At 66.6% G+C, this 20,170-nt stretch carries 20 protein-coding genes; 11 read left to right on the top strand and 9 right to left on the bottom strand.

Translation table 11 applies throughout. From position 1 onward, the window contains the following. Positions 1-34: 34 nt before the first annotated feature. Positions 35-1,249: an NADP-dependent isocitrate dehydrogenase gene (locus tag AC1RMY_RS07360; RefSeq protein ID WP_492863295.1), complete on the bottom strand. Its 1,215-nt coding sequence runs from the start codon at positions 1,247-1,249 to the stop codon at positions 35-37. Positions 1,250-1,571: 322 nt separating this feature from the next. Between AC1RMY_RS07360 and AC1RMY_RS07355 the strand changes: the two genes are divergently transcribed. The 3 genes from AC1RMY_RS07355 to AC1RMY_RS07345 all read left to right on the top strand — a co-directional run bounded on the left by AC1RMY_RS07355 (position 1,572) and on the right by AC1RMY_RS07345 (position 3,859). Beyond that, positions 1,572-2,414 carry a hypothetical protein gene (locus tag AC1RMY_RS07355; RefSeq protein WP_492863294.1) on the top strand — a complete coding sequence of 281 codons (843 nt, stop codon included), beginning with the start codon at positions 1,572-1,574 and terminating at the stop codon, positions 2,412-2,414. 53 nt (positions 2,415-2,467) lie between these two features. Then, on the top strand, positions 2,468-3,202 hold the full coding sequence (locus tag AC1RMY_RS07350) for an SDR family NAD(P)-dependent oxidoreductase (RefSeq protein ID WP_492863293.1): 735 nt from the start codon (positions 2,468-2,470) through the stop codon (positions 3,200-3,202). A gap of 129 nt (positions 3,203-3,331) precedes the next feature. After that, positions 3,332-3,859, top strand: coding sequence for a 2,4'-dihydroxyacetophenone dioxygenase family protein (locus AC1RMY_RS07345; protein ID WP_492863576.1), 528 nt, complete (start codon positions 3,332-3,334; stop codon positions 3,857-3,859). Here the strand turns inward: AC1RMY_RS07345 and AC1RMY_RS07340 are convergent, their stop codons facing one another. Together AC1RMY_RS07340 and AC1RMY_RS07335 are read right to left on the bottom strand one after the other, a co-directional pair. After that, positions 3,860-4,585 carry a DUF1028 domain-containing protein gene (locus tag AC1RMY_RS07340; protein WP_492863292.1) on the bottom strand — a complete coding sequence of 242 codons (726 nt, stop codon included), beginning with the start codon at positions 4,583-4,585 and terminating at the stop codon, positions 3,860-3,862. It lies immediately after the preceding gene. 227 nt (positions 4,586-4,812) lie between these two features. Next, the gene (locus AC1RMY_RS07335) at positions 4,813-5,220 is read right to left on the bottom strand and encodes a flagellar assembly protein FliX (RefSeq protein WP_492863291.1); all 408 of its coding nucleotides are present in this window, start codon (positions 5,218-5,220) and stop codon (positions 4,813-4,815) included. A gap of 295 nt (positions 5,221-5,515) precedes the next feature. Between AC1RMY_RS07335 and AC1RMY_RS07330 the strand changes: the two genes are divergently transcribed. The 8 genes from AC1RMY_RS07330 to flaF all read left to right on the top strand — a co-directional run bounded on the left by AC1RMY_RS07330 (position 5,516) and on the right by flaF (position 12,012). Beyond that, positions 5,516-6,580 carry a flagellar basal body P-ring protein FlgI gene (locus AC1RMY_RS07330; RefSeq protein WP_492863575.1) on the top strand — a complete coding sequence of 355 codons (1,065 nt, stop codon included), beginning with the start codon at positions 5,516-5,518 and terminating at the stop codon, positions 6,578-6,580. Beyond that, the gene (locus tag AC1RMY_RS07325; protein WP_492863290.1) at positions 6,580-6,960 is read left to right on the top strand and encodes a rod-binding protein; all 381 of its coding nucleotides are present in this window, start codon (positions 6,580-6,582) and stop codon (positions 6,958-6,960) included. Before AC1RMY_RS07330 ends, AC1RMY_RS07325 begins: the two co-directional genes overlap by 1 nt. A 1-nt stretch (position 6,961) precedes the next feature. Then, positions 6,962-7,450 (top strand): hypothetical protein, encoded by a 489-nt coding sequence (locus tag AC1RMY_RS07320; RefSeq protein WP_492863289.1) that lies wholly within the window; start codon positions 6,962-6,964, stop codon positions 7,448-7,450. A 155-nt stretch (positions 7,451-7,605) separates the two neighbouring features. Further along, positions 7,606-8,073 (top strand): hypothetical protein, encoded by a 468-nt coding sequence (locus tag AC1RMY_RS07315; RefSeq protein WP_492863288.1) that lies wholly within the window; start codon positions 7,606-7,608, stop codon positions 8,071-8,073. Between the two features lie 240 nt (positions 8,074-8,313). Beyond that, on the top strand, positions 8,314-9,654 hold the full coding sequence (locus AC1RMY_RS07310) for a flagellin N-terminal helical domain-containing protein (protein ID WP_492863287.1): 1,341 nt from the start codon (positions 8,314-8,316) through the stop codon (positions 9,652-9,654). A 222-nt stretch (positions 9,655-9,876) separates the two neighbouring features. After that, positions 9,877-11,208: a flagellin N-terminal helical domain-containing protein gene (locus AC1RMY_RS07305; RefSeq protein ID WP_492863286.1), complete on the top strand. Its 1,332-nt coding sequence runs from the start codon at positions 9,877-9,879 to the stop codon at positions 11,206-11,208. Between the two features lie 56 nt (positions 11,209-11,264). Next, positions 11,265-11,657: a flagellar biosynthesis repressor FlbT gene (gene flbT / locus AC1RMY_RS07300; RefSeq protein WP_492863285.1), complete on the top strand. Its 393-nt coding sequence runs from the start codon at positions 11,265-11,267 to the stop codon at positions 11,655-11,657. Further along, the gene (gene flaF, locus AC1RMY_RS07295; protein ID WP_492863284.1) at positions 11,641-12,012 is read left to right on the top strand and encodes a flagellar biosynthesis regulator FlaF; all 372 of its coding nucleotides are present in this window, start codon (positions 11,641-11,643) and stop codon (positions 12,010-12,012) included. The genes flbT and flaF overlap by 17 nt, the downstream gene beginning before the upstream one ends. 85 nt (positions 12,013-12,097) lie before the next feature. On the opposite strand, the gene AC1RMY_RS07290 is transcribed toward flaF, so the two are convergent. From AC1RMY_RS07290 to AC1RMY_RS07265, 6 genes are all read right to left on the bottom strand, one after another. Next, complete coding sequence (locus AC1RMY_RS07290) at positions 12,098-13,615, bottom strand: hypothetical protein (protein ID WP_492863283.1); 1,518 nt, start codon at positions 13,613-13,615, stop codon at positions 12,098-12,100. A 7-nt stretch (positions 13,616-13,622) separates the two neighbouring features. Further along, on the bottom strand, positions 13,623-15,491 hold the full coding sequence (gene flgK / locus AC1RMY_RS07285; protein ID WP_492863282.1) for a flagellar hook-associated protein FlgK: 1,869 nt from the start codon (positions 15,489-15,491) through the stop codon (positions 13,623-13,625). Positions 15,492-15,552: 61 nt separating this feature from the next. Continuing rightward, the gene (locus AC1RMY_RS07280) at positions 15,553-16,950 is read right to left on the bottom strand and encodes a flagellar hook protein FlgE (RefSeq protein ID WP_492863281.1); all 1,398 of its coding nucleotides are present in this window, start codon (positions 16,948-16,950) and stop codon (positions 15,553-15,555) included. A gap of 185 nt (positions 16,951-17,135) precedes the next feature. After that, a complete protein-coding gene (locus AC1RMY_RS07275) occupies positions 17,136-18,149 on the bottom strand; it encodes a YcjF family protein (RefSeq protein ID WP_492863280.1) in 1,014 nt (337 codons plus the stop codon). Beyond that, the gene (locus tag AC1RMY_RS07270; protein ID WP_492863279.1) at positions 18,146-19,591 is read right to left on the bottom strand and encodes a YcjX family GTP-binding protein; all 1,446 of its coding nucleotides are present in this window, start codon (positions 19,589-19,591) and stop codon (positions 18,146-18,148) included. Before AC1RMY_RS07270 ends, AC1RMY_RS07275 begins: the two co-directional genes overlap by 4 nt. A gap of 16 nt (positions 19,592-19,607) precedes the next feature. Beyond that, positions 19,608-20,123, bottom strand: coding sequence for a SixA phosphatase family protein (locus AC1RMY_RS07265; protein WP_492863278.1), 516 nt, complete (start codon positions 20,121-20,123; stop codon positions 19,608-19,610). Between the last annotated feature and the right edge of the window lie 47 nt (positions 20,124-20,170).

Below are 20,170 nucleotides of genomic sequence, written 5' to 3'. Positions count from 1 at the left end.
CCATGCCGTTCGGGCGTGCCAGCCGGCCTGCGGCTCAGGCGGCCATCGCCTTGCGCATGTTCTCGCTGACCTTCTCAAGGAAGCCGGTGGTCGAGAGCCATTTTTGCTCGGCGCCGACCAGCAAAGCGAGATCCTTGGTCATGTCGCCGGCCTCGACCGTGTCGACCGTGACCTTCTCCAGGAGCGAGGCGAACTTGGCGAGTTCGGCATTGCCGTCGAGCTTGGCGCGGTGCGCGAGACCACGCGTCCAGGCGAAGATCGAGGCGATCGAGTTCGTCGAGGTCTCCTTGCCCTTCTGGTGCTCGCGATAATGGCGCGTCACCGTGCCGTGGGCGGCCTCGGCCTCGACGGTCTTGCCGTCCGGCGTCATCAGGACCGAGGTCATCAGGCCGAGCGAGCCGAAGCCCTGCGCCACCGTGTCCGACTGCACGTCGCCATCATAGTTCTTGCAGGCCCAGACATAGCCGCCCGACCACTTCATCGCCGACGCCACCATGTCGTCGATCAGGCGGTGCTCATAGGTGATGCCGAGCTTGTCGAACTCCGCCTTGAACTCCTTCTCGTAGATCTCCTGGAAGATGTCCTTGAAGCGGCCGTCATAGGTCTTGAGGATCGTGTTCTTGGTCGAGAGGTAGACCGGGTACTTGCGCATCAGGCCGTAGTTCAGCGACGCCCGGGCGAAGTCCTTGATCGACTCGTCGAGGTTGTACATGGCCATCGCGACGCCGGCGTCCGGGGCCTTGAAGACCTCCTTCTCGATCACCGCGCCGTCCTCGCCGACGAACTTGATCGAGAGCGTGCCCTTGCCGGGAAACTTGAAGTCGGTCGCGCGGTACTGGTCGCCATAGGCATGGCGGCCGATCACGATCGGCTGCGTCCAGCCGGGCACGAGGCGCGGCACGTTCTTGCAGATGATCGGCTCGCGGAAGATCACGCCGCCGAGGACGTTGCGGATCGTGCCGTTCGGCGACTTCCACATCGACTTGAGGTTGAATTCCTTCACGCGGGCCTCGTCCGGCGTGATGGTCGCGCACTTCACCGCGACGCCATGCTTCTTGGTGGCGTTGGCCGCGTCGATCGTGACCTGGTCGTCGGTCGCATCGCGGTTCTCGACGGAGAGGTCGTAATAGTCGAGCTCGAGGTCGAGATAGGGGAAGATCAGCGTGTCCTTGATCTTCTGCCAGATGATGCGGGTCATCTCGTCGCCGTCCATGTCGACGACCGGGTTGGCGACCTTGATCTTGCTCATGTGAAACGACCCCTGCTTCTGGCCAGACTGGAACGGTTCCGGCCTGCAGCGACAGGGCCGCAGGCGGTTGGGCGCTTCCTAAAGCATCGGCCCGAAAAGTGAAATGCGGTTTTCGGCCAAGCCGATGCAAAAGCAAGGCCGCTGGATTGCCGGACCGAGTGCCGACTCGCCCGGCAATCCAGCGGGTTCCGTGCGTCAAAGGAAGCGCCCCTTTTGGGCAACACCCGCGGTCTTTGCGCAGGCTCATGCTGCGCTGCCGCAAAATCGTCGGCTTGCGCGTTCACTCTGCATCGCTCGCCACCGTCGCAACGGGACGATCGCCTTGCCGCATTGTCATTCGCCCGCGCCCGCCTGCTCCCTGAGACAGGCCGGCCTCATCCTGATGCTCGTCGCCGCGCCGTTGGCGGTCGCGCGCGCCGAGCAGGTTCTGCCAGTACCGGCAGATCGGCCGGACCTGACGGCTTACGACGACAGCGACATTCGCCTTTTCGCGCCGATCCCGCGCTGGGAAGCCCCGCCGCTGCCGGCCGATCCTGTCCTGGCGACGCCGAGCTTCCTCGCTCCGACCCTGAACAAGCAGGATGCCGCGCGCCAGCGGGCCGAGCGCAATGGCCTCGCCCGCCCGGAGATCGACGCCACGCCGATCCGACGCGGTCTCGGCCCGGCTGCATCCCCGCTGCCCTCCGTCAGCGAGCGGGCCGTCGGCATGAAGCTTGGCGCCGACAGCCTCTCCGTCTCGACCGCTATCGTCACCGGCCAGGGCGGCTGGCAGCGCAACGACACCCGCTTCGACTGGAACGTCACCCGCGGCTCCGGCTCCGGCAGCAGTTTGCGCTGGAGTGCTGCGACCGGCGGCAATCTCCAGGCCTCCGGCAGCGCCGGACAGAATGCCGAGGCCGTGCTGGGCTACCGGCTCCAGCCGCTCGACATCGTCACGCTGACGACGGAAGTCGCCCTCGCCGGCAACTACACCTTCGCCGTCGAGAACGGCCTTGCCACCAGCATGACCCCGCGCGTGAAGGTCGTCGCCGACCTGACGCAACCGCTCGCCATGCCCTGGCGCACCACGCTCGACCTCAATCTCGGCCGGCAGGTGCCGATCATCGGCAACAGCTTCCAGACCAACGCAGCTGCCTTGCTGCGGCTGGAACTGCCGACGCCCTGAAACGCAGGGCGATCACTCTTCCCGTCCGATCGGCGCGTCGATAGTCTCGCGTCATGACCACTGCCTCCCCCCGCTTTGCCCTCATAACCGGCGGTACCCGCGGCATCGGCCAGGGCGCCGCGCTCGCACTCGCCAAGGCAGGCTATGACGTCCTCGCCACCGGCTTGACGGTCGAGGAAGTCGCAGCCGCCCCACCCCATCCCGCAATCCGGCATGCCCGGCTCGATGTGACGAGCGACGATGAGGTCGCAGGCGTCGTCGCCGCCTGCCCGCGCATCGATGCGCTGGTGAACTGCGCCGGCATGATCCAGCGCGGCGGCAAGGAGTTCGAGATCGACGCCTTCCGGCTGACCATCGAGGTCAACCTCAACGGCACGATGCGGATGTGCCTCGCGGCCAAGGACAAGCTGGCGGCCAAGGCCGAGGGCAAGGCTGGCGGCGCGATCGTCAACATCGCCTCGATGCTGACCTTCCACGGCTCGCCCTTCGCGCCGGGCTATGCCGCCTCCAAGGGCGCGATCGGCCAGCTCACCAAATCGCTCGCCGCCGCCTGGGCGAGCGACGGCATCCGCGTCAACGCCGTGGCGCCGGGCTGGATCGCGACCGAACTGACGAAGCCTCTCGTCGAGGATGCACAGCGCTCCGCCCCGATCCTGGCGCGAACCCCGATGGGCCGCTGGGGCGAGCCCGGCGATGTCGGCGGGGCGATCGCCTTCCTGCTCTCGGACGCAGCGGCCTTCATCACCGGCACGATCCTGCCGGTCGACGGCGGCTACCTCGCCGTCTGAAAGCGATTCCGTGCCAGTGGCTTGGCTCGAGAGACTGAATCAATCTGCGAACGCCCTGAAACGGCTCGCGAAGAACCAGACCGGAGAGGACGTGCCATGAACTCCACCACTGTCGGTTCCGCCAACCCGATGCCCGTCGAGGCCACGAAGGAAGAGCGCTGGACCCCCTACCGCCACCCCCAGCCGCAGCATTCGCCGCCGGAACTCGTCGTGCCCAACGTCATCCCGGAGGATGAGCGGGTTTGGGTCCCCGTTGACGACAATGTCTGGTTCCGGCCGCTGTTGTTCTGCGTGACGCGCGGCTACTGGATGAACCTGCTCAAGGTCCGCAAGTCGGGCGTGCTCTCGCGCCATCGCCATCCCCTCCCGGTCCATGGCTATGTGCTGAAAGGCAAGTGGCGCTATCTCGAACATGACTGGGTCGCGACAGAAGGCGCCTATGTCTACGAGGCGCCGGGCGAGACGCATACGCTGGTGGTCGATCCCGATGTCGAGGAGATGATCACCATGTTCCAGGTCAATGGCGCGATGATCTATGTCGATCCGGACGGCAAATGCCTGGGCTATGACGACGTCTTCACCCGGCTGGAAAAATGCCGGGCGCATTATGCCGGAAATGGCCTCGGCGCGGATTACGTCGAGCAGTTCATACGCTAGCTAGACCGGGTGCCTGGCGTTCCACTGCGTCGCGTATTCGTCGCATGCGCGATAGGCGATCTCTCGATCCGTCATGCCGGCCGGGCGCCGGCGTGACGGGAGAAACGCCTGGAACGGCACATAGCCCTGATGCGCCAATCGCCAAAGCCTGCGCAATTCACGAAGCGGCTCCGCATGATCGTCGACACGCAAGTCGAACGACGCGACGGGTCCTTCGGACCAAATCCTGATCGCACAGGATTGACGACCGCGCTTGTCGCCACCCGCTCGCTCTCCGGCGTCCAGCGCGGCAAGCAGGCGCTCGTCGAAATCAAGCGCCGAAGCACCCAGATACGCAGCCAAGGTCGCCTCCAACACTTCGGGGCCGGCGAGCATGTTTCCGGCAACCGAAACCTGGGGACCATTCACCGAACCCGACCAGGCCAGACAAGCCGCGCCCGTAAAGCAAGCTGTTTCTCCAGCGCGGTCGATGATGTGAAGCTGACGATGGTCCCGTCCCTCATCCATCGCCGTCAGATTCGCAACCGCTTCAGCCGCCGAACAGCCTTCGCGCAGCAGGGTCAGGCCATCGATGCCATAGAACGGATTTGCAAAGGCCTGGGTGGCGATCGCCCCGACGCGCCCGGCCCCGTGGGGCACGATCGATCCGACGGCAAGCGCACGGGAAGCACAAGCGAGCCCCATAGAGCCCGATACGGGGTCTCGCGCGATAATCGACCAGGTCATATGCGACGCCTCTGACTGGCAGCCTTTTTCGGGCCTGATCAGCACCCGTCTAAGGCAAGCCGCATCGAGAGGAAATGGCTGCTATCGCGCAGAATGGCAGATGCGTCGTGTCTGGCGTCATTCTCGGGCGGAGCGAAGCGCAGACCCGAGAATCTCCTGCCGGAAAGGGCTGCAAGGCCCTCTTATCACGAGATGGTCGGGTCAAGCCCGACCATGACGCCGCGAAGTCACCGCCCCAGTTTCGCCAGCTCCACCGCCGCGCGCAGTTCGATATGGGCGAGCACGTCGTCGAGGCGCGGATCGTCGGTCGTCTCGCGCCGTAGCGCGAGCATGGTCTTCAGCCGCTCGAGTTCGGACACCTGGACCGATCCCGACAGCAGCGCCGCCTTCAGCCGGTCGAGCCCGTCGAGCAGATCGTATCCGCGCTTGGCCTGGCGCTTCTTGCGCTCCTCCGGCTCCTCATAGGCCTGGACGGCCAGAAGCGTGTCGAGCGGACCCGACGCGCCGACGCCGGCGCTGCGCGTCGCTGTCGCGCCTTCCTCGGTCGGCAATGTGAACGCGGCGCCCCCCGCGCGCCTCGCGGAACCTGCCGGGCCGGCGTTGGAGATGGGCGTGCGCTGGTCGATCCTGATCATGGTCGCCTCGCGTATTCGGTCATCGAACCCTCGCGCCGGCATGGTTAACAGCCGGTAAACCACCCGGCACAAACTGCCGCCCCGGCATTATCGGCAGCCGGGATGGGCCGCAGCAGAACCTGCTCCGAATTTCCAAACAACTGATAAATCAGCGTTTTCAATTTTTCCACGACTGGCACGGGGATCGCAGGGGAACTTGCGACCGTTTCCTCCTGCCGGTGAGACCATGTTCCGCATGCCCGTCCTGAAATCCCTGGTGACGCCGTTGGCCGCTCTGCTGGCGCTCGGCCTCGCCATGGCTGCCAGCCCGGCGCAGGCCTTGTCCCGCATCAAGGACCTCGCCTCCGTCGAGGGCGTGCGCTCGAACCAGATCCTCGGCTACGGCATCGTCGTTGGCCTCAACGGCACCGGCGACACGCTGAACAACGCGCCCTTCACCAAGCAGTCGCTGACGGCGATGCTCGAGCGCCTCGGCGTCAACACCCGCGGCGCCAACATGCGCACCGCCAACGTCGCCGCCGTGATGGTGACGGCGAACCTGCCGCCCTTCGCGACGCAGGGCACGCGGCTCGACGTCACGGTATCCGCGCTCGGCGACGCCAAGTCGCTGCAGGGCGGCACGCTTCTGGTGACGCCGCTGCTCGGCGCCGATGGCGAGGTCTACGCCGTCTCGCAGGGCCCGGTCGCCATCGCCGGCTTCTCGGCCGAGGGCGAGGCCAGCAAGATCACCCGCGGCGTCCCGACGGTCGGGCGTATCGCCAATGGCGGGCTGGTCGAGCGCGAGATCGACTTCGCGCTGAACAAGCTGAAGACGCTGCGCCTCTCGCTGCGCAACCCCGATTTCACGACCGCGCGCCGCATGGCCGCCGCGATCAACGACTTCCTCGGCGGCGACGCAGCCGAGCCGACCGACCCCTCGACCGTCGTCCTGCAGATCCCGCAGCGTTTTCAGGGCAACATGATCCGCATGCTCACCGATATCGAGCAGCTCAGGATCGAGCCCGACCAGCTTGCCCGCATCGTCATCGACGAACGCTCCGGCATCATCGTCATGGGCAAGGATGTGCGGGTATCCACGGTCGCGGTCGCGCAGGGCAACTTGACCGTCACGATCACCGAGGATCCGCAGGTCAGCCAGCCCAACGAGTTCTCTGGCGGCAGAACCGTCGTGACGCCCCGCACCAACGTCAAGGTCGACACCGAGGGCGGCAACAAGCTCGCTCTGGTCAAGGAAAGCGTCACGCTCGCCCAGCTCGTCGACGGCCTGAACGCGCTCGGCATCGGGCCCCGCGACCTGATCTCCATTCTCCAGGCCATCAAGGCGTCCGGCGCCCTGCAGGCCGAAATCGAGGTGATGTGATGAGCCCAACCCTGGCCCTGCCGGCCGCCAAGCTGGCCCTGCCGGCTGCGAAGATGGCCCTCAACGCCGCCAGCAGCCTGGTCGGCGGCCTCGCCAAGGCGCTAGATCCCGCTCAGGCCAAGGCCAAGAAGCAGGCCGACGACTTCGAGACCATGTTCCTCGAACAGTTTACCCAGCAGATCATGGCCTCGCCGCAGGGCAGCGAGGGCCCGCTCGGCGAAAACGGCCTCGGCGGCGACATCTACAAGTCGCAGCTCACCCAGGAATACGCCAAGCAGATCCAGAAGGCCGGCGGCATCGGCCTGTCGGATACCATTCTCCGCGACCTCCTGCGCGTGCAGGAGCAGTCGGGCGGTACGGCACAGGGCGTCGGAGCGTAGCATGTCGGTTGCCAGACGCGTTCTCGACGAGCGGCCGCGCATCGCCAGCGCGCTCGAGGCCCGGGCGCTGGTCGAGGGGGTGCTGGAGGCGCTGTCGGCGCTGTCCCACCTCGTCGGCGAGGAAACCGAGCTGGTGCGGGCCGGCCGCCTGCCCGAGGCACTGACGCGCGAGCCGCGCAAGACCGAACTCGCCGGCATCTATATGCGCGGCGTCGAGCAGGTGAAACTCAACGCCGTCGCGCTCGCCCGCTTCGTCCCCGAGCAGGTCCAGCGCCTGAAGGCGGCGCATCTCTCGTTCCAGACGCTGATCGAGACCAACCAGATCGTGCTGGCGACCGCGCGGGCGGTTTCGGAGTCGATCATCCGCGATCTCGCCGCCGATGCGAACCGCCCGTCGAAGGCGGCGGGCTACGGGCCGGCGGCGACGGTGGGCGCCGGCGCCTTCGCGAGGCCGAATGCGGGGCCGCTGATGGTGTCCCGGCGCCTGTGAGCGCGCGGGACCATCCGTCAATATTTACCTAATTCCCTTACGTCATGTTCAATCTTTCCTGACACCATGGTCAGGTTCGGAGAGGTCCGCCCGGCCCGATCCGAACGGCAAGCAGCGGCCCCTGCCGCTGTGCCAGGCTCCAGAAGGAGTGAACCATGGATTTCGGCAATGCGCCCAAGGCGGCGCCGATAGGAGGCCTTCCCCTCGTCAGCCGCGCCGACGTGGTGGCAACGCATGGCAGCGTCGGTGTCGAGTTGGCGCCCGAAAAGACGGTGCAGTCGGCCCAGGCCGGCGAAGCGGTGAAGCTCGATGTCCGGGCCCAGGACCGTGACGCCCGCGCCCGCGACGCCCGCAGCCGCCTGACATTCGAGGATCGCACCGCCGCAAGGCAGCAGCAGCAGAGCCAGCGAGACGAGGAAATCGGCGATGTCTTCGAACGCCGCCTCATCATCGAGCCGAGCACGCGCGCCGTCGTCCTCCAGAAGAGGGATCGCGAAACCGGCGAGACGGTCTTCCAGCTTCCCGACGAGACGCTGCTCAAGCTGCGCATCTACTCGCGCGAGCTGACCGAGCGCGCCCGCGAGGCGGAGGATTTCGAGCACCTGATCGAGCGGCTCGCCTGAGGAGCCCTCACCCGCTCTCGCACGTGATGCCAGAACGCCCGCCTCGCGCGGGCGTTCTGCGTTCGCGCTCTCCGCGCGGTCGTTGTCGTCTCGTTAACCACGCTCCGAGCCGGCCGCCGAAGCGCCGGATTCGACCTCCGAAATTTACCTCCTGTTACGGGCTGGCGACCAATGGTCCTCGGGTCGCGGCCAGAATGATCGCGACTGCCAGAAGGCATCATACCAGAAGGGTATACTATCATGGCTATCTCGCTTTCTTCGGGCGTTCGCAATTCCCTGGCCTCCGTCCAGGACATCACCGCCCAGGCCGCCGCCGTCCAGAGCCGCCTTGCCACCGGCAAGCGCGTCAACTCCGCGGTCGACAATCCGGTCAACTTCTTCACCGCCGCTTCGCTGAACAACCGCTCGGACCAGCTCAAGGGCCTGCTCGACGGCATGTCGAACGGCATCCAGACCATCCAGGCTGCCTCCAAGGGCATCGACGGCATCACCAAGCTGGTCCAGTCGCTCCAGTCCACGGTGAAGCAGGCCCAGGCCGACGCCGCCCAGAACCGCCCGACCATCACCGGTACTGCCCTCGCCACCGCTGCGGAAACTGCGGCTACCAGCAAGAGCCTGAAGGACATCGCGCTCGACAAGAAGCTGATCGACGACGACGCAGTCGGCACCAACAACGCGGCGACTGCGGGCTCCTCCGGCAATATCGGCCTCGCCACTGCCTCGACCGCGCTCAATATCGAGATCACGTTGAGCCCCGGCGGCGCCGACGAGACGGTCACCAATCTCGCCTTGACGATCGACGCCAACTCGACGCTGCGCGACGTGGTGAACAGCATCAACGGCTCGGGCGTGGCAACCGCCGTCGTCGACGAGCAGGGCAAGCTCAACATCAAGGGCACCGGCTCGCAGACGCTCAGCGTCGGTATCGGTGCCGGCGCGACCGCCGGTGCCGCTCTCACCAACGCCTCTGCTGTCGCCACCAACGCCAACGAATCCTTCGGCATCACTGACGCTGACTTCACCACCGGCGTAGTCTCCAGCGGCGTGACCTCGTCGACCCGCTCGAACCTGATCGAGCAGTACAACACGCTGCGCACGCAGATCGACGAACTCGCCAAGGATTCCGGCTTCAACGGCGTCAACCTGCTGGCCGGCGACCAGGTCTCGCTCGTCTTCAACGAGAAGACCGGCACCAACCAGAACAAGCTCGACATTCAGGGCACGAACCTGACGTCGGACAATCTCGGCATCACCCAGGCGATCAACACCCAGCTGAACGGCTTCACCAACTTCCAGAACGACCTCGATCTGGAAAAGGCCACCGAGCAGCTCAATGGCGCGCTGACGTCGCTGAAGTCGCTCTCCTCGACCTTCGGCTCGAACCTCTCGGTCGCCCAGACCCGCCAGGACTTCACCAAGGGCCTGGCCGACGTGCTGACGACCGGCGCCAGCAACCTGGTCAATGCCGACGCCAACGAAGAGGCCGCCAACCTGCTCTCGCTGCAGACCCGTCAGCAGCTCTCGCAGACCGCCCTATCCCTGTCGTCGCAGGCCGACCAGGCCGTCCTGCGTCTGTTCTGATCCTTCGTCCGCAGAAGCGGGCAAGCCCACAGGATGTGGGCCGAAGACAAGAAGGCGGCGGAGCGCAAGCTCCGCCGCCTTTCTGCATGGAGAGCCCTCCCCGCCCAGACGTTGCGGGCCAGGAGCGTCAAGACGCATTAACCAATTGTTATCCCTAACAAGTGATTATCGGTCCAGATCAATCCGGACAGGCGTGCGAATCGCGCTTCCAGGGGACCGACGATGGCCAACACAATTCTCTCGAGTGGCGTCCGCAACAACCTGCTCACACTGCAGCAGACTTCGGCCCAGCAGAGCGTCATCCAGAACAGGCTGGCGACGGGCAAGCGCGTCAACTCGGCCATCGACAACCCCGTCAACTACTTCACCTCGCAGTCGTTGAACGACAGGTCGACCCAGCTCACCGGCCTGCTCGATGGCATCTCCAACGGCATCCAGACCATCCAGGCCGCTTCCAAGGGCATCGACGGCATCACCAAGCTGGTCCAGTCGCTCCAGTCCACGGTCAAACAGGCCCAGGCCGACGCGGCCCAGAACCGCCCGACCAAGGCCGGCACCGCGCTGTCCTCCGCGACTGAAGCGGCCGTTACCAGCAAGAGCCTGAAGGATATCGCACTCGACAAGGCCATCGTCGGCGCAGACGCACTGCCGACGCCTGCCACTGCGTCAACCTCCGGCGACCTCGGCATCATCAATACCGACACCTTCCTCGGTCTTTCGATCACGGCTGGCACGACGACCTATACCGCCTCGTTCAGCAGCGCCAACGCCACTGTTCGCGACGTCGTCAACGAGATCAACAAATCGGGCATCGCCACGGCCTTCGTCGACGAGAAGGGCCAGCTCAACGTCAAGGGCACCGGCTCCGAAACGGTCGCCTTCGGCTTCGGCTCCTCCACCACTGGTCCGCTCGCGATTGCGGATGCCGGCGCCGTGGGCACGAACAATAACGCCGCCCTCGGCTTCGCCGCGAATGACGGCGCCGTCGGCACCTCGACGCTGACCTCGTCGAACATCACCTCGGCCGTGCGCTCGAACCTCATCCAGCAGTTCAACGACCTGCGCGACCAGATCGACAAGCTGGCCAAGGATTCGAGCTTCAACGGCATCAACCTGCTCGCTGGTGACCGTCTCTCGATCGTCTTCAACGAGAAGACCGGTACCAACCAGACCAAGCTCGACATCCAGGGCTCGACCCTGACCTCGGACAATCTCGGCATCGTCCAGGCGACCAACACGCAGCTCGCCGGCTTCTTCAACTTCCAGAACGATCTCGATCTCGACAAGGCGACGGCAGCGCTGACGGGCTCGCTGACCTCGCTCAAGTCCCTCGCCTCGACCCTCGGTTCAAACCTTTCGGTCGCGCAGACCCGCCAGGACTTCACCAAGGAACTGGCTAACGTCCTGACCTCGGGCGCTGACAACCTGGTGCTGGCCGATCCGAACGCCGAAGGCGCCAGCCTGCTTGCGCTCAACACGCGCCAGCAGCTCTCGCAGACCGCCCTCTCGCTCGCCAACCAGGCCGATCAGGGCGTGCTCAGGCTCTTCGGCTGATCCCGCCGAAGACGACACGCTCACGCCCCTCCCCCAGCCAGAAGGCTCAGACAAACATGGCTCTCAAGGTCGAACTCAAGCCCCGCGAGCGCATCATCATCGGCCAGGTGGTGATCCGCAACGACGAGCAGCGGACACGGTTCTTCATCGAGGGCGACGCCCCGATCCTGCGCGAGAAGGACATCCTCACCCCTGCCAGCGCCGACTCGCCGGCCAGGAAGATCTATCTCGCCATCCAGCTCATGTATCTGGCCCAGGACCCGATGCATCAGCACGAGGTCTATTTCGAGCTCGTCCGCGATTTCGTCCAGGCCGCTCCGAGCGCCCTGCCGCATATTCACGACATTAATAACCGCATCTTAAGTGGCGATCTCTACAAAGCTCTGAAGGCAGCCAAGAAGCTGATCGCTTACGAAGCGGAACTCATCGAGAATGCAACACGGGTTTAACGCCTACGCCTCCGCCGCCCGCGCCAATCAGGCGGTCGTCTCCCCCCGCGAACTCGAAGCCTCCCTGCTGATCAAGGCCGCCGCCCGGCTCCAGGCCGTCTCCGACGATTGGTCCCTCGCGGAACGCGATCTCGACGAGGCGCTGAACTACAACCGCAAGCTCTGGACGCTGCTCGTCTCTGCGGTCGTCGCCGAGGACAATCCGTTGCCGGTCGGCATCAAGACCAATATCCTCAGCCTCGCCAACTTCATCTTCAACCAGACCTTCCGCATCGCCGCGAGCCCCGCGCCCGAGAGCCTGCGCGCGCTGATCGGCATCAACCGCGATATCGCCGCCGGCCTGCGCGGACGCTGAGCGAATTCCGCACATCCCATCAAAGCGAAAGGAGCGTCGCCGGCTGCCGGCGACGCTCCTTTCGCTTTTTGGCGTGGCGATCTGATCAGAGATAGTTCGTCAGCGAGAGCTGCGAGAGGATCGAGGTGGTCTGGTAGCTCGCCTGCAACCGCGTCTGCAGCGCCAGGATCTGCACCGCGACTTCCTCGGTCGTGACGTTTTCCACTCCCGCGAGCGTCGTCGTGAGGTAGTTCTTGGTACTCTGGTGCCGCTCCTTGGCGCGGGCCATCGCGGTCTGGGCCGAGCCGAACTCGGTGATGATCTCCGCCGGCTTCTGGACTCCGCCGCCGAAGCCCAGCTTCTCGCCGACGCGCGAGGTCATCGCCTCGTAGCGGGCCTGCGAATTGGCGTCGCCGGCCGGGAAATTCTCGATCGCCATCACCGCGAACTGCGCCAGCCCGACGCGGAACGCCTCCTCATTGGCGCGCGCTCCGGTGCCGACGGTCTGTCCCTTGTCGACCTGAACGGTCGCGGTCGAGCGGGCGGGGTCGCTGCCGTCATCGCCCTGATACCAGATCACGGTGTTGGCGGCGGTTCCCGGAGCGGGCGCTGCCGTGGCGGTGTCGTAGGGCGGGCCCGGCACCCGCAGCGGCGGGTTGCTCGCGCTGCCCGCGAAGAAATTCGCCGCGGCGACCTGCGAGGACGCGGCCGACAGCGTCGTCGCCGCCTCCTTGGTCAGGGCGGCGTTGATCGAGGTGCGCAGATTGGCGGCGGTGGTGTTGACGTCCACCCCGATTTCGAAGGTCGTGGCGTCGGAACCGTCGGTCCCCGGCGCGCGCGCCGTCAGAACGACCTCCTCCTGCGATCCGTCCGGCAGGTCGAGCGTGATGCGCAGCGTGTCGCCCGCCGTCGGCAGGCTCGCTACGGTCACCGAGATGTCGGCGGGTGGGCCGGCCGTGTAGGTCGGCGTCATGGCGGCCGAACTGCTGGCGGCGCCGGCGAGCTTGAAGCCGTAGCTATGGGCCGGCGCTTCCTCCGCGATGGTCGCCGTTGCCGCCGCGCCACCCGTCGTCAGGCGCCCGAGCCCGGCGACGCCGAGATCGGCCTGTCGCCGCTCCGAGATCAATTGCCGGAGGCCGGCGCGCCCGGCGCCGTCGCCCTCGATCATCTCGGAATAGCTGACCGTCGGCTGGATGTCGGAGGTCTTCCCCGAGAACAGGTAGCGCCCGTTCACCGAGGAGTTCAGCATGTCGAGCGTCTGCTTGAACTTCTCCTCGGCCAGCACCTGCGGCGCGGAACGGCCGGTCGAACTGGGGACATAACTGTTGGAGCGCGTGTCGTTGACGGTCTCGCTGGTGAGCTTGGCGAAGCTCTCGACGGCCTGCGTCGAGAGCTTGAGGTTGACGTCCGCCAGCGCGATGCCGCCGAGCCAGGAATCGAGCGTCGAGACCTTGGCGTTGAGGTCGAGGCTGGTGCGCCGGTCCATGCCGAGATCGCCATAACTCTCGGCCTTCTGCTGCGTCGCGAGCTGGCGCTCGAGATCGGTCAGCTCGGCCCGGTTGGAGACGAAGCTGTTGGGCTTGGCGGCGCGATAGGCCCCAGTGCCATAGGCTGTGATGGTCATGGCGCGCTCACACTCTCATCAGGACGTCCATCATCTCCTTGACGGTCGAGATGATGCGGGCGTTGGCGGCATAGGCGGTCTGAAGCTCGATCAGCGTCGACATCTCCTGGTCGACATTGACCTGCGAGGTTTCCTGGAAGCGGCTCTGGACCGCGGCCAGCGCGACCTGCTGGCCCTCGTCGAGCCGCTTCGCGGTCTCCACCGCCTGTCCCTGCGAGGAGACGACGCGCTGGACCAGGTTCGAGACGGTGGTGGTCGTCGTCGCCGTCGAGCCATCGATGCCCGTGCGGTTGGTGAGGGCGCGCTGGCTCTGGGTCAGCCGGTCCAGCATCAGTTGCGGGCGCGTCACGTCGCCCTGCGCCGTCGTCGTGTCGAAGGTGACGAGTTTGGAGCGGTCGGCGATCAGCGCCTGGTTGACAGTGATCCGCCCGGCGAAGCCGACGAGCTGCGAGCCGTTCTCGTAGGAACCGGTATAGGCGGCCCCGGCCGCTCCGCCATCGACGAAGAAGGGCAGCTCGGCGCTGCCGCCGGCAGAGGACAGGGTGGTTGCGGTCGGGCGGGAAGTCAGCGCCTTGACGTCGCGCGTTCCCGCTGCGCCATCATCGACGATCCGTAGCACCGAGCCGGTGTTGGAGACGGTGAAGCCGCCGCCGATGGCGGCCTGCATCTGCGCGGCGACCGAGGCCGGGCCTCCCGAGAAGTCGATGCCGATGACGCGGTTGTTGGCGTCGCCGCTGGCCGAGGTAGGCAGCGGCAGCGAGGCCGCGGACTCGACGCGCACGAAGGTGAAGCGCTGCGTCTGGCCACCCGGCGTCACCGCATAGTCGAGCGTGACCGTATTGCCCGACTGCAGCCCGGCCAGATCGACATCGAAGCCGGTCGCCGCACCCGCCGTCACCGCCGTGCCGGCAATCTCGCGGTCGGACAGCGCCCGCGACATCTGCGCCGCGATCTCGTCGAGCTGGGCCTGCGACTGGACGAGCGTCTTGTCGCGCATCTCGACGAGCGCGGCGATTTCGCCCGAGCGGAAGGTCTTATTGGCGATCGCGTCGATCACCCCACCGGAACTGGTGGTCATGGTGATCGTGCCGACGCCGCGCTGGGTCGGGTCGGCGCTCCACTGGTCGTCCGCCCCGAGGCCGGAATGCTCGTCGAAGGCGAAGGTGACTGCCGGTCGGCCGTCGAAGATCTGCGTGCCCGAGCCGGTGACGACGCTGACGGAACCGCGCGCATCCTCGCTGGTCTTGATGTCCATATACTGGGACAGCTCGGACAGGATCAGGTCGCGCTGGTCCTTCAGGCCGGCGACGGCCGTATCGTTCGGGCTTCCGACGATGCGGGCGTTCACATTCGTCAGGGCGCCGAGCAGGTTGTTGACCTGCGTGACCGCACTCGCGATCCCGCTCTCCGCCTGCGTGCGCAGCGCCTGCACGCCTTCGGACAGGGTGTTGAGCCGGGTCGCCAGTTGGCCGGCCGAATCCAGCACGGCCGTGCGCAGGCTGTAGGATGAAGGGTCGTTCTTCAGCGCCTGGAGCGCGGAAGTGAAGCCGTTATAGACGGTATCCAGCGCGGTGCTGCTGCCGGGCCCGCCGTAGAGCTTGTCGACGCTGGACATCATGTCGGCACGCGTCGAGGTGTAGGCGGCTCCGGCTGATTCCTGCCAGAGCTGGTGCTGGACGATCTTGTCGAGCAGGCGCTGGACCTGCGTGCTCTGCGTCCCGACGGTCAGGCCGCTCAGGCTGTCCGCAGTCGAGACGGTGCGGCGGACATAGCCCGTCGTCCCCGCATTGGAGACGTTCTGCGAGACGACGCCGATGCCGACCTGCGTGGCGTTCAGCCCTGCGATGGCCGTATTGAGGGACGTGCTGAGACCCATCGTCAGCTCCTGTCGCTACCAGCGGCCCTTCTGGACCGCACCAAGCCGCGCATCGAAAAAATCAGCGGATGATGCTGAAGACGTCGCGCAGCATCTCCTGCGCCGTGGTGATGACCTTGGTGTTGGCCGAATAGGCCTGCTGGGTGACGATCATCTTCGAGAACTCGTCGGCGATGTCGGTGTTGGACTGCTCGACATTGCCGCCGATGAGCTGCGAAGTGCCCAGACCGATGATCGGCGGGCCGGATTCGATCGTCTCCTCGAAGGCGCCGCCGTCGAGGCGCTTCAGCGCGTTGTCGGCGTTGAAGCGGGCGACCGAGAGCTGCGCCAGCGCGACGACCTGGCCGTTGCTGAAGGTGCCGATCACCTGGCCTTCGGCCGAGATCGACGTGCGGTCGAGCGTGCCGGCCGTGTAGCCGTCCTGCCGGATCGAGCGGGCGTCGATCTGGCCGCTGACGTCGCCGTTCTGGGTCAGGCCGTTGCCGCCCGTCGTGACGTTGATACCGGTGATCGTCGTGCCTGCGATGGTCATCGTCGGCAGTGCGATGTTGCCGGTGGCGGGCGCCGTCAACTGCCCTGTGGGCCCGAAGGTGATGCTGGTATTGGCGTTGCGATAGGCGGTGGCGCCACCAGTCGCCGCGGTGTTCTCGGCCACGAACAGGTTCCAGGTATCGACCGTGGCCGGCGGACCCGCCGAGGCGTTGGTGGTCTTGGCCCAGCGCAGCTCGACGCTCGTCGCCTTGCCGAGCGAATCATAGACGGTGACCGAACCGCCGGGGATCGACTGGTTGAGGAAACTGGTGATTTCGCTGCCGATCACGATGCCCGTGCCGCCCTGTGTGGTCGAGAGCGGGTTGCTGGTGAAGCCGGCCGGGCTGAGCAACTCCGAGCCGGGGGTGGTCGCGACCGCGTTGTTCGTACCGGGGAAGGCCGGGATGTTGGCGCGGTACTCGATCGAGGTCGTCGCCTTCGCCGGGAACTGCTCCTTGGTGATGCGCAGGACCTCGGGCTGGGTGCCGATCAGTGAGCCCGTCACCGTGTCGATCTTCAGACCCTTGAGGTAGTAGCCGGCGCCATTGACGAGGTAGCCGTTGGCGTCGAAGTCGAAATCGCCACGACGCGTATAGAGGTTGCTGTTCGAAAATTGCGTGTTGGAGCCGAGGCCGTTCAGGCGCTGGTCGACGACGAAGAAGCCGTCGCCATTGATTGCGGCATTGGTTTCGATGCGGGTCGCACTGAGATCGCCCTGGATCGAGTTCGTCGCCTGGCTGAAGGCCGCGACCGACCCCGCGATCTGCCGATTGAGCGCCGAGTCCGGCACGAGGTCGGAGAAGGTCGTATCGACCCGCTTGAAGCCCGCCGTGCGGGAGTTGGCGATGTTACCGGAGATGTTTTCCAGCGCGTAGGACTGCGCCTGCATCCCCGAAACCGCTGTCGTCAACGCGCTGAAGACACCCATGAAACCCTCACCTCGACTGGCGCCCCCCAAGGGCGGCCACAACTTCGAGGCATAGATTGCACGGCCCGTGCCATGCTGAAGGCCATTAGATTCCAATGACTTGAATGGTTTAGAAGGCGTTTAACGGCGGATTCGGCCGGGCAGATTCGGCCTGCCCCGGCAGATTCTGCCCGGCAGCGGCCGCGTCAGGGCGCGGTCTGCTCCGGCGAACCGCGCCAGGACGTCAGATCTCCCGCGACATCGGCCAATGTCGGCGGCGTCGCCTCGACGAAGGGCAGCGGCCGGCAAACGCTGAGCGCCGCAAGCCCGATGCGTGCGGTCAGCATGCCGTTGATCACGCCCTCGCCGAGCTTGGCCGAGAGCCGCGCCGCCAGCCCCTGCCCTACCACCTGCTGGATCACGGCATCGCCCGCCGCAATGCCGCCGGTCAGGACAAGATGGTTCAGGACCTGCCGCGCCAGCCGGAGCAGGCCGAGCGTGCCGGGCCTGCCCGCATAGATGCCGGCGATGGAACGCAGCAGCCGCGCACAGGCGATTAGCACGAAGACCACATCCACCAGCGCGCGCGGGCTGACCGCCGTGACGAGCGAAACGCGTCGCGCGGCGATCGCGATCTGCGCCTGGGCCGCGGCATCGAGCGGCGCCATCAGGCTGCGCTCGACGACCGTCAGCACGTCGTGGGCTGCGAAGAGCTGCGGCAGGCTGTCGGCGAGCTCCGCCCGCCCCTTCGCCGTGTCGGCCCGCGACGCGTAGAGCCGCATGAGTTCGTCGCTCACCGCCCGCGCATCCGTCACGCTGCTCTCGGCGAGGGCAGCAGTCGCGCGCAGGCGCAGCGCCTCGACTTTGCGCTCCCTCAGGATGTCTCTGACCACCTTCAGGATCATGACCAGCAGCGCCAGCGCAGCCACGGCAGCGCTGGCCAGCGCTGCATAGCCCAGCACCGGGCTCTGGTTCATCAGCGAATTGATGGTGCGCTCGGCCCAGACGCCGAGCGAGAGCGTCAGGAAGCCTGAGAGACCGGCGACGAACAGCCCGCCCCAGGACCAGCGGCGTTGCGCCACGGGGACGGCCGCGCTCTCGGCGACGTCGATCGGCTCGCTTTCCGGCAAGATCGCGACGCCGCCACCGCGGGCGGTGTCCTCGATGGCGCCGTCCGGACTCGCCGGATCCAGCCTGATGGCGCGCGGAGCCTTGCTCATGCCAGCCTGTCCCCGATCAGGAATTCGAGCGCACGGTCCAGCCGGATCTGTGGCGGCGGCCGGGTGCGGCCGCCCGCATCCGACACGACCAGTGGCGGCCGGAAGCGCGGCGCCCGGATCTGCCAGCGCGCCTGCGGATCGAACACGGCTTCAGGCCGCTCCGGCAATTCGCCCGGAAAGATCGCAGCCTCCGCGGTGCCGTCGAAGACCTCGCCATCGATCGCCTCGCCCGCTTCGGGCACGCCCGCTATGGCTGGCAGTTCCTCGCGCCCCTGCTTGATGCGGACCTCACGCGTCGCCCGCACGGCGGCGAGCGCCATGGCCTCCACTTTTGCCCCCGCGCCCTGCGCACGCGACGCAGCCCGCGCAACAAGATGGGACATGACCGCCGCCAACCGGTCATGGCTGGAATGATGGACATGGTCGGCCTTGGTCGCGGCGAAGAGCACGCGCTCGATGCGCGGCGCGAACAGGCTCGAAAGCCAGGAATTGCGCCCGACCTGGAAGGCGGCAAGCGCTTGGCCGAGCGCGATCTCGAGATCGGCCAGGGCCGGCGCGCCGGCATCGAGCGCCGCGAGCACATCGACCAGCACGATCTGCCGGTCGAGCCGGGCGAAATGATCGCGGAAGAACGGCGCCACGACGACGCGCTTATAGGCCTCGAAGCGGTCAGCCATCAGGCCCGCGAGCGTGTCCGGCTTCGGCTCCGCATCATGGCCGAGATCGAGCGGTGCGAAGGTCAGCGCCGGCGAGCCTTCGAGATCGCCCGGCATCAGGAAGCGACCGGGCGGCGTCACCGCCACCGCCTCGGGATCGGCGCGCAGCCGCGCGAGATAGGCCTTGAACTGGTTGCTCGCGGCCTCCGCCGCCATTTCGTCGGGCGGACCGGCCGGATCGCGCAGCGGCAGATCGGCGAGCCATTCCGCCGCAGCGGCCTGCCGATGCGCCTTGCGCGCATCCCCGACCGCCTGGCGCGACCAACTCTTGTAGTCCTGCCCGATCAAGGCGAGATCCAGCAGCCATTCGCCGGGATAGTCGACGATGTCGAGCGTCAGCGTCGCCGGCCCCTTGAACCAGCCGGCGGCGCGCTCGTAGTCGATCTCGACGCGCAATTCCGAGATCCGCCGCGTCGAGTCCGGCCAGCGCCGCTCAGGCCCGTTCAGCGCGGCGCGATGCGCCTCATACGGAAAGCGCGGGATGTCCGGATCGGGCTGCGGCACGAGGCGCACCCGCGAGATCCGGCCCTCCGTCGCCGCCTTCAGCACCGGCAGCTTCGCGCCCTCGATCAGGTTCTGGATCAGCGCCGTGGTGAAGACGGTCTTGCCCGAGCGCGACAGGCCGGTGACGCCGAGCCGCAGGCGCGGTCGCGCCATGCCGAGCAGGCTGTCGCCGAAGGCGAGCGCGGCGTTGCGGGCGTCGTCGAGATAGGAACCCTGGCTCACGGGCACGCCGCCCGGATCAATCGTCCGGCCCTTCCCCGAGCGAAGCCGGCGTGACGAAACGGTCGAGGCGGCCGCCGCGCGGCGCGAGGTCTCGCCAGTCCTCGATCGCGAAATCGATCACCGCGAGCCCGCAGGTCGGAAATTTCTGGTTCATCCGCGCCGCGGCGTACCGGTCGCCATGGCCAGTCAGCATCGCCGCGAGATCCTCGAAGCCGGGGTTGTGGCCGACCATCAGCAGCGTCTTCACCTGCGGCTCGACCTCCTGCACGACATGGAGCAGGCGCTCGGCCTTGGCCTCGTAGATGCGCGGCTCGACATGGGTCGCGGGCTTCTCCGGCAGCATCGGCGCCACCAGCTCCCAGGTTTCGAGAGTGCGCCGCGCCGAGGAGATCAGCACGAGATCCGGCAGCAGCAATTCATCTGCAAGATAGCGCCCCATGACGGGAGCGGCCTCGCGGCCCCGCGTCGCAAGCGGGCGCTCCCGGTCGGCCACGCCTTCGGGGCGGTTCGACTTCGCGTGGCGTAGAAGCATGAGGCGTCGCATGGTTCGAACCTAATGATGGCAGCCGAATTTTGCGA

Source organism: Allobosea sp. GW822-FHT03F07, assembly GCF_058801345.1.
This window is presented reverse-complemented; position numbering and strand designations above follow the sequence as displayed.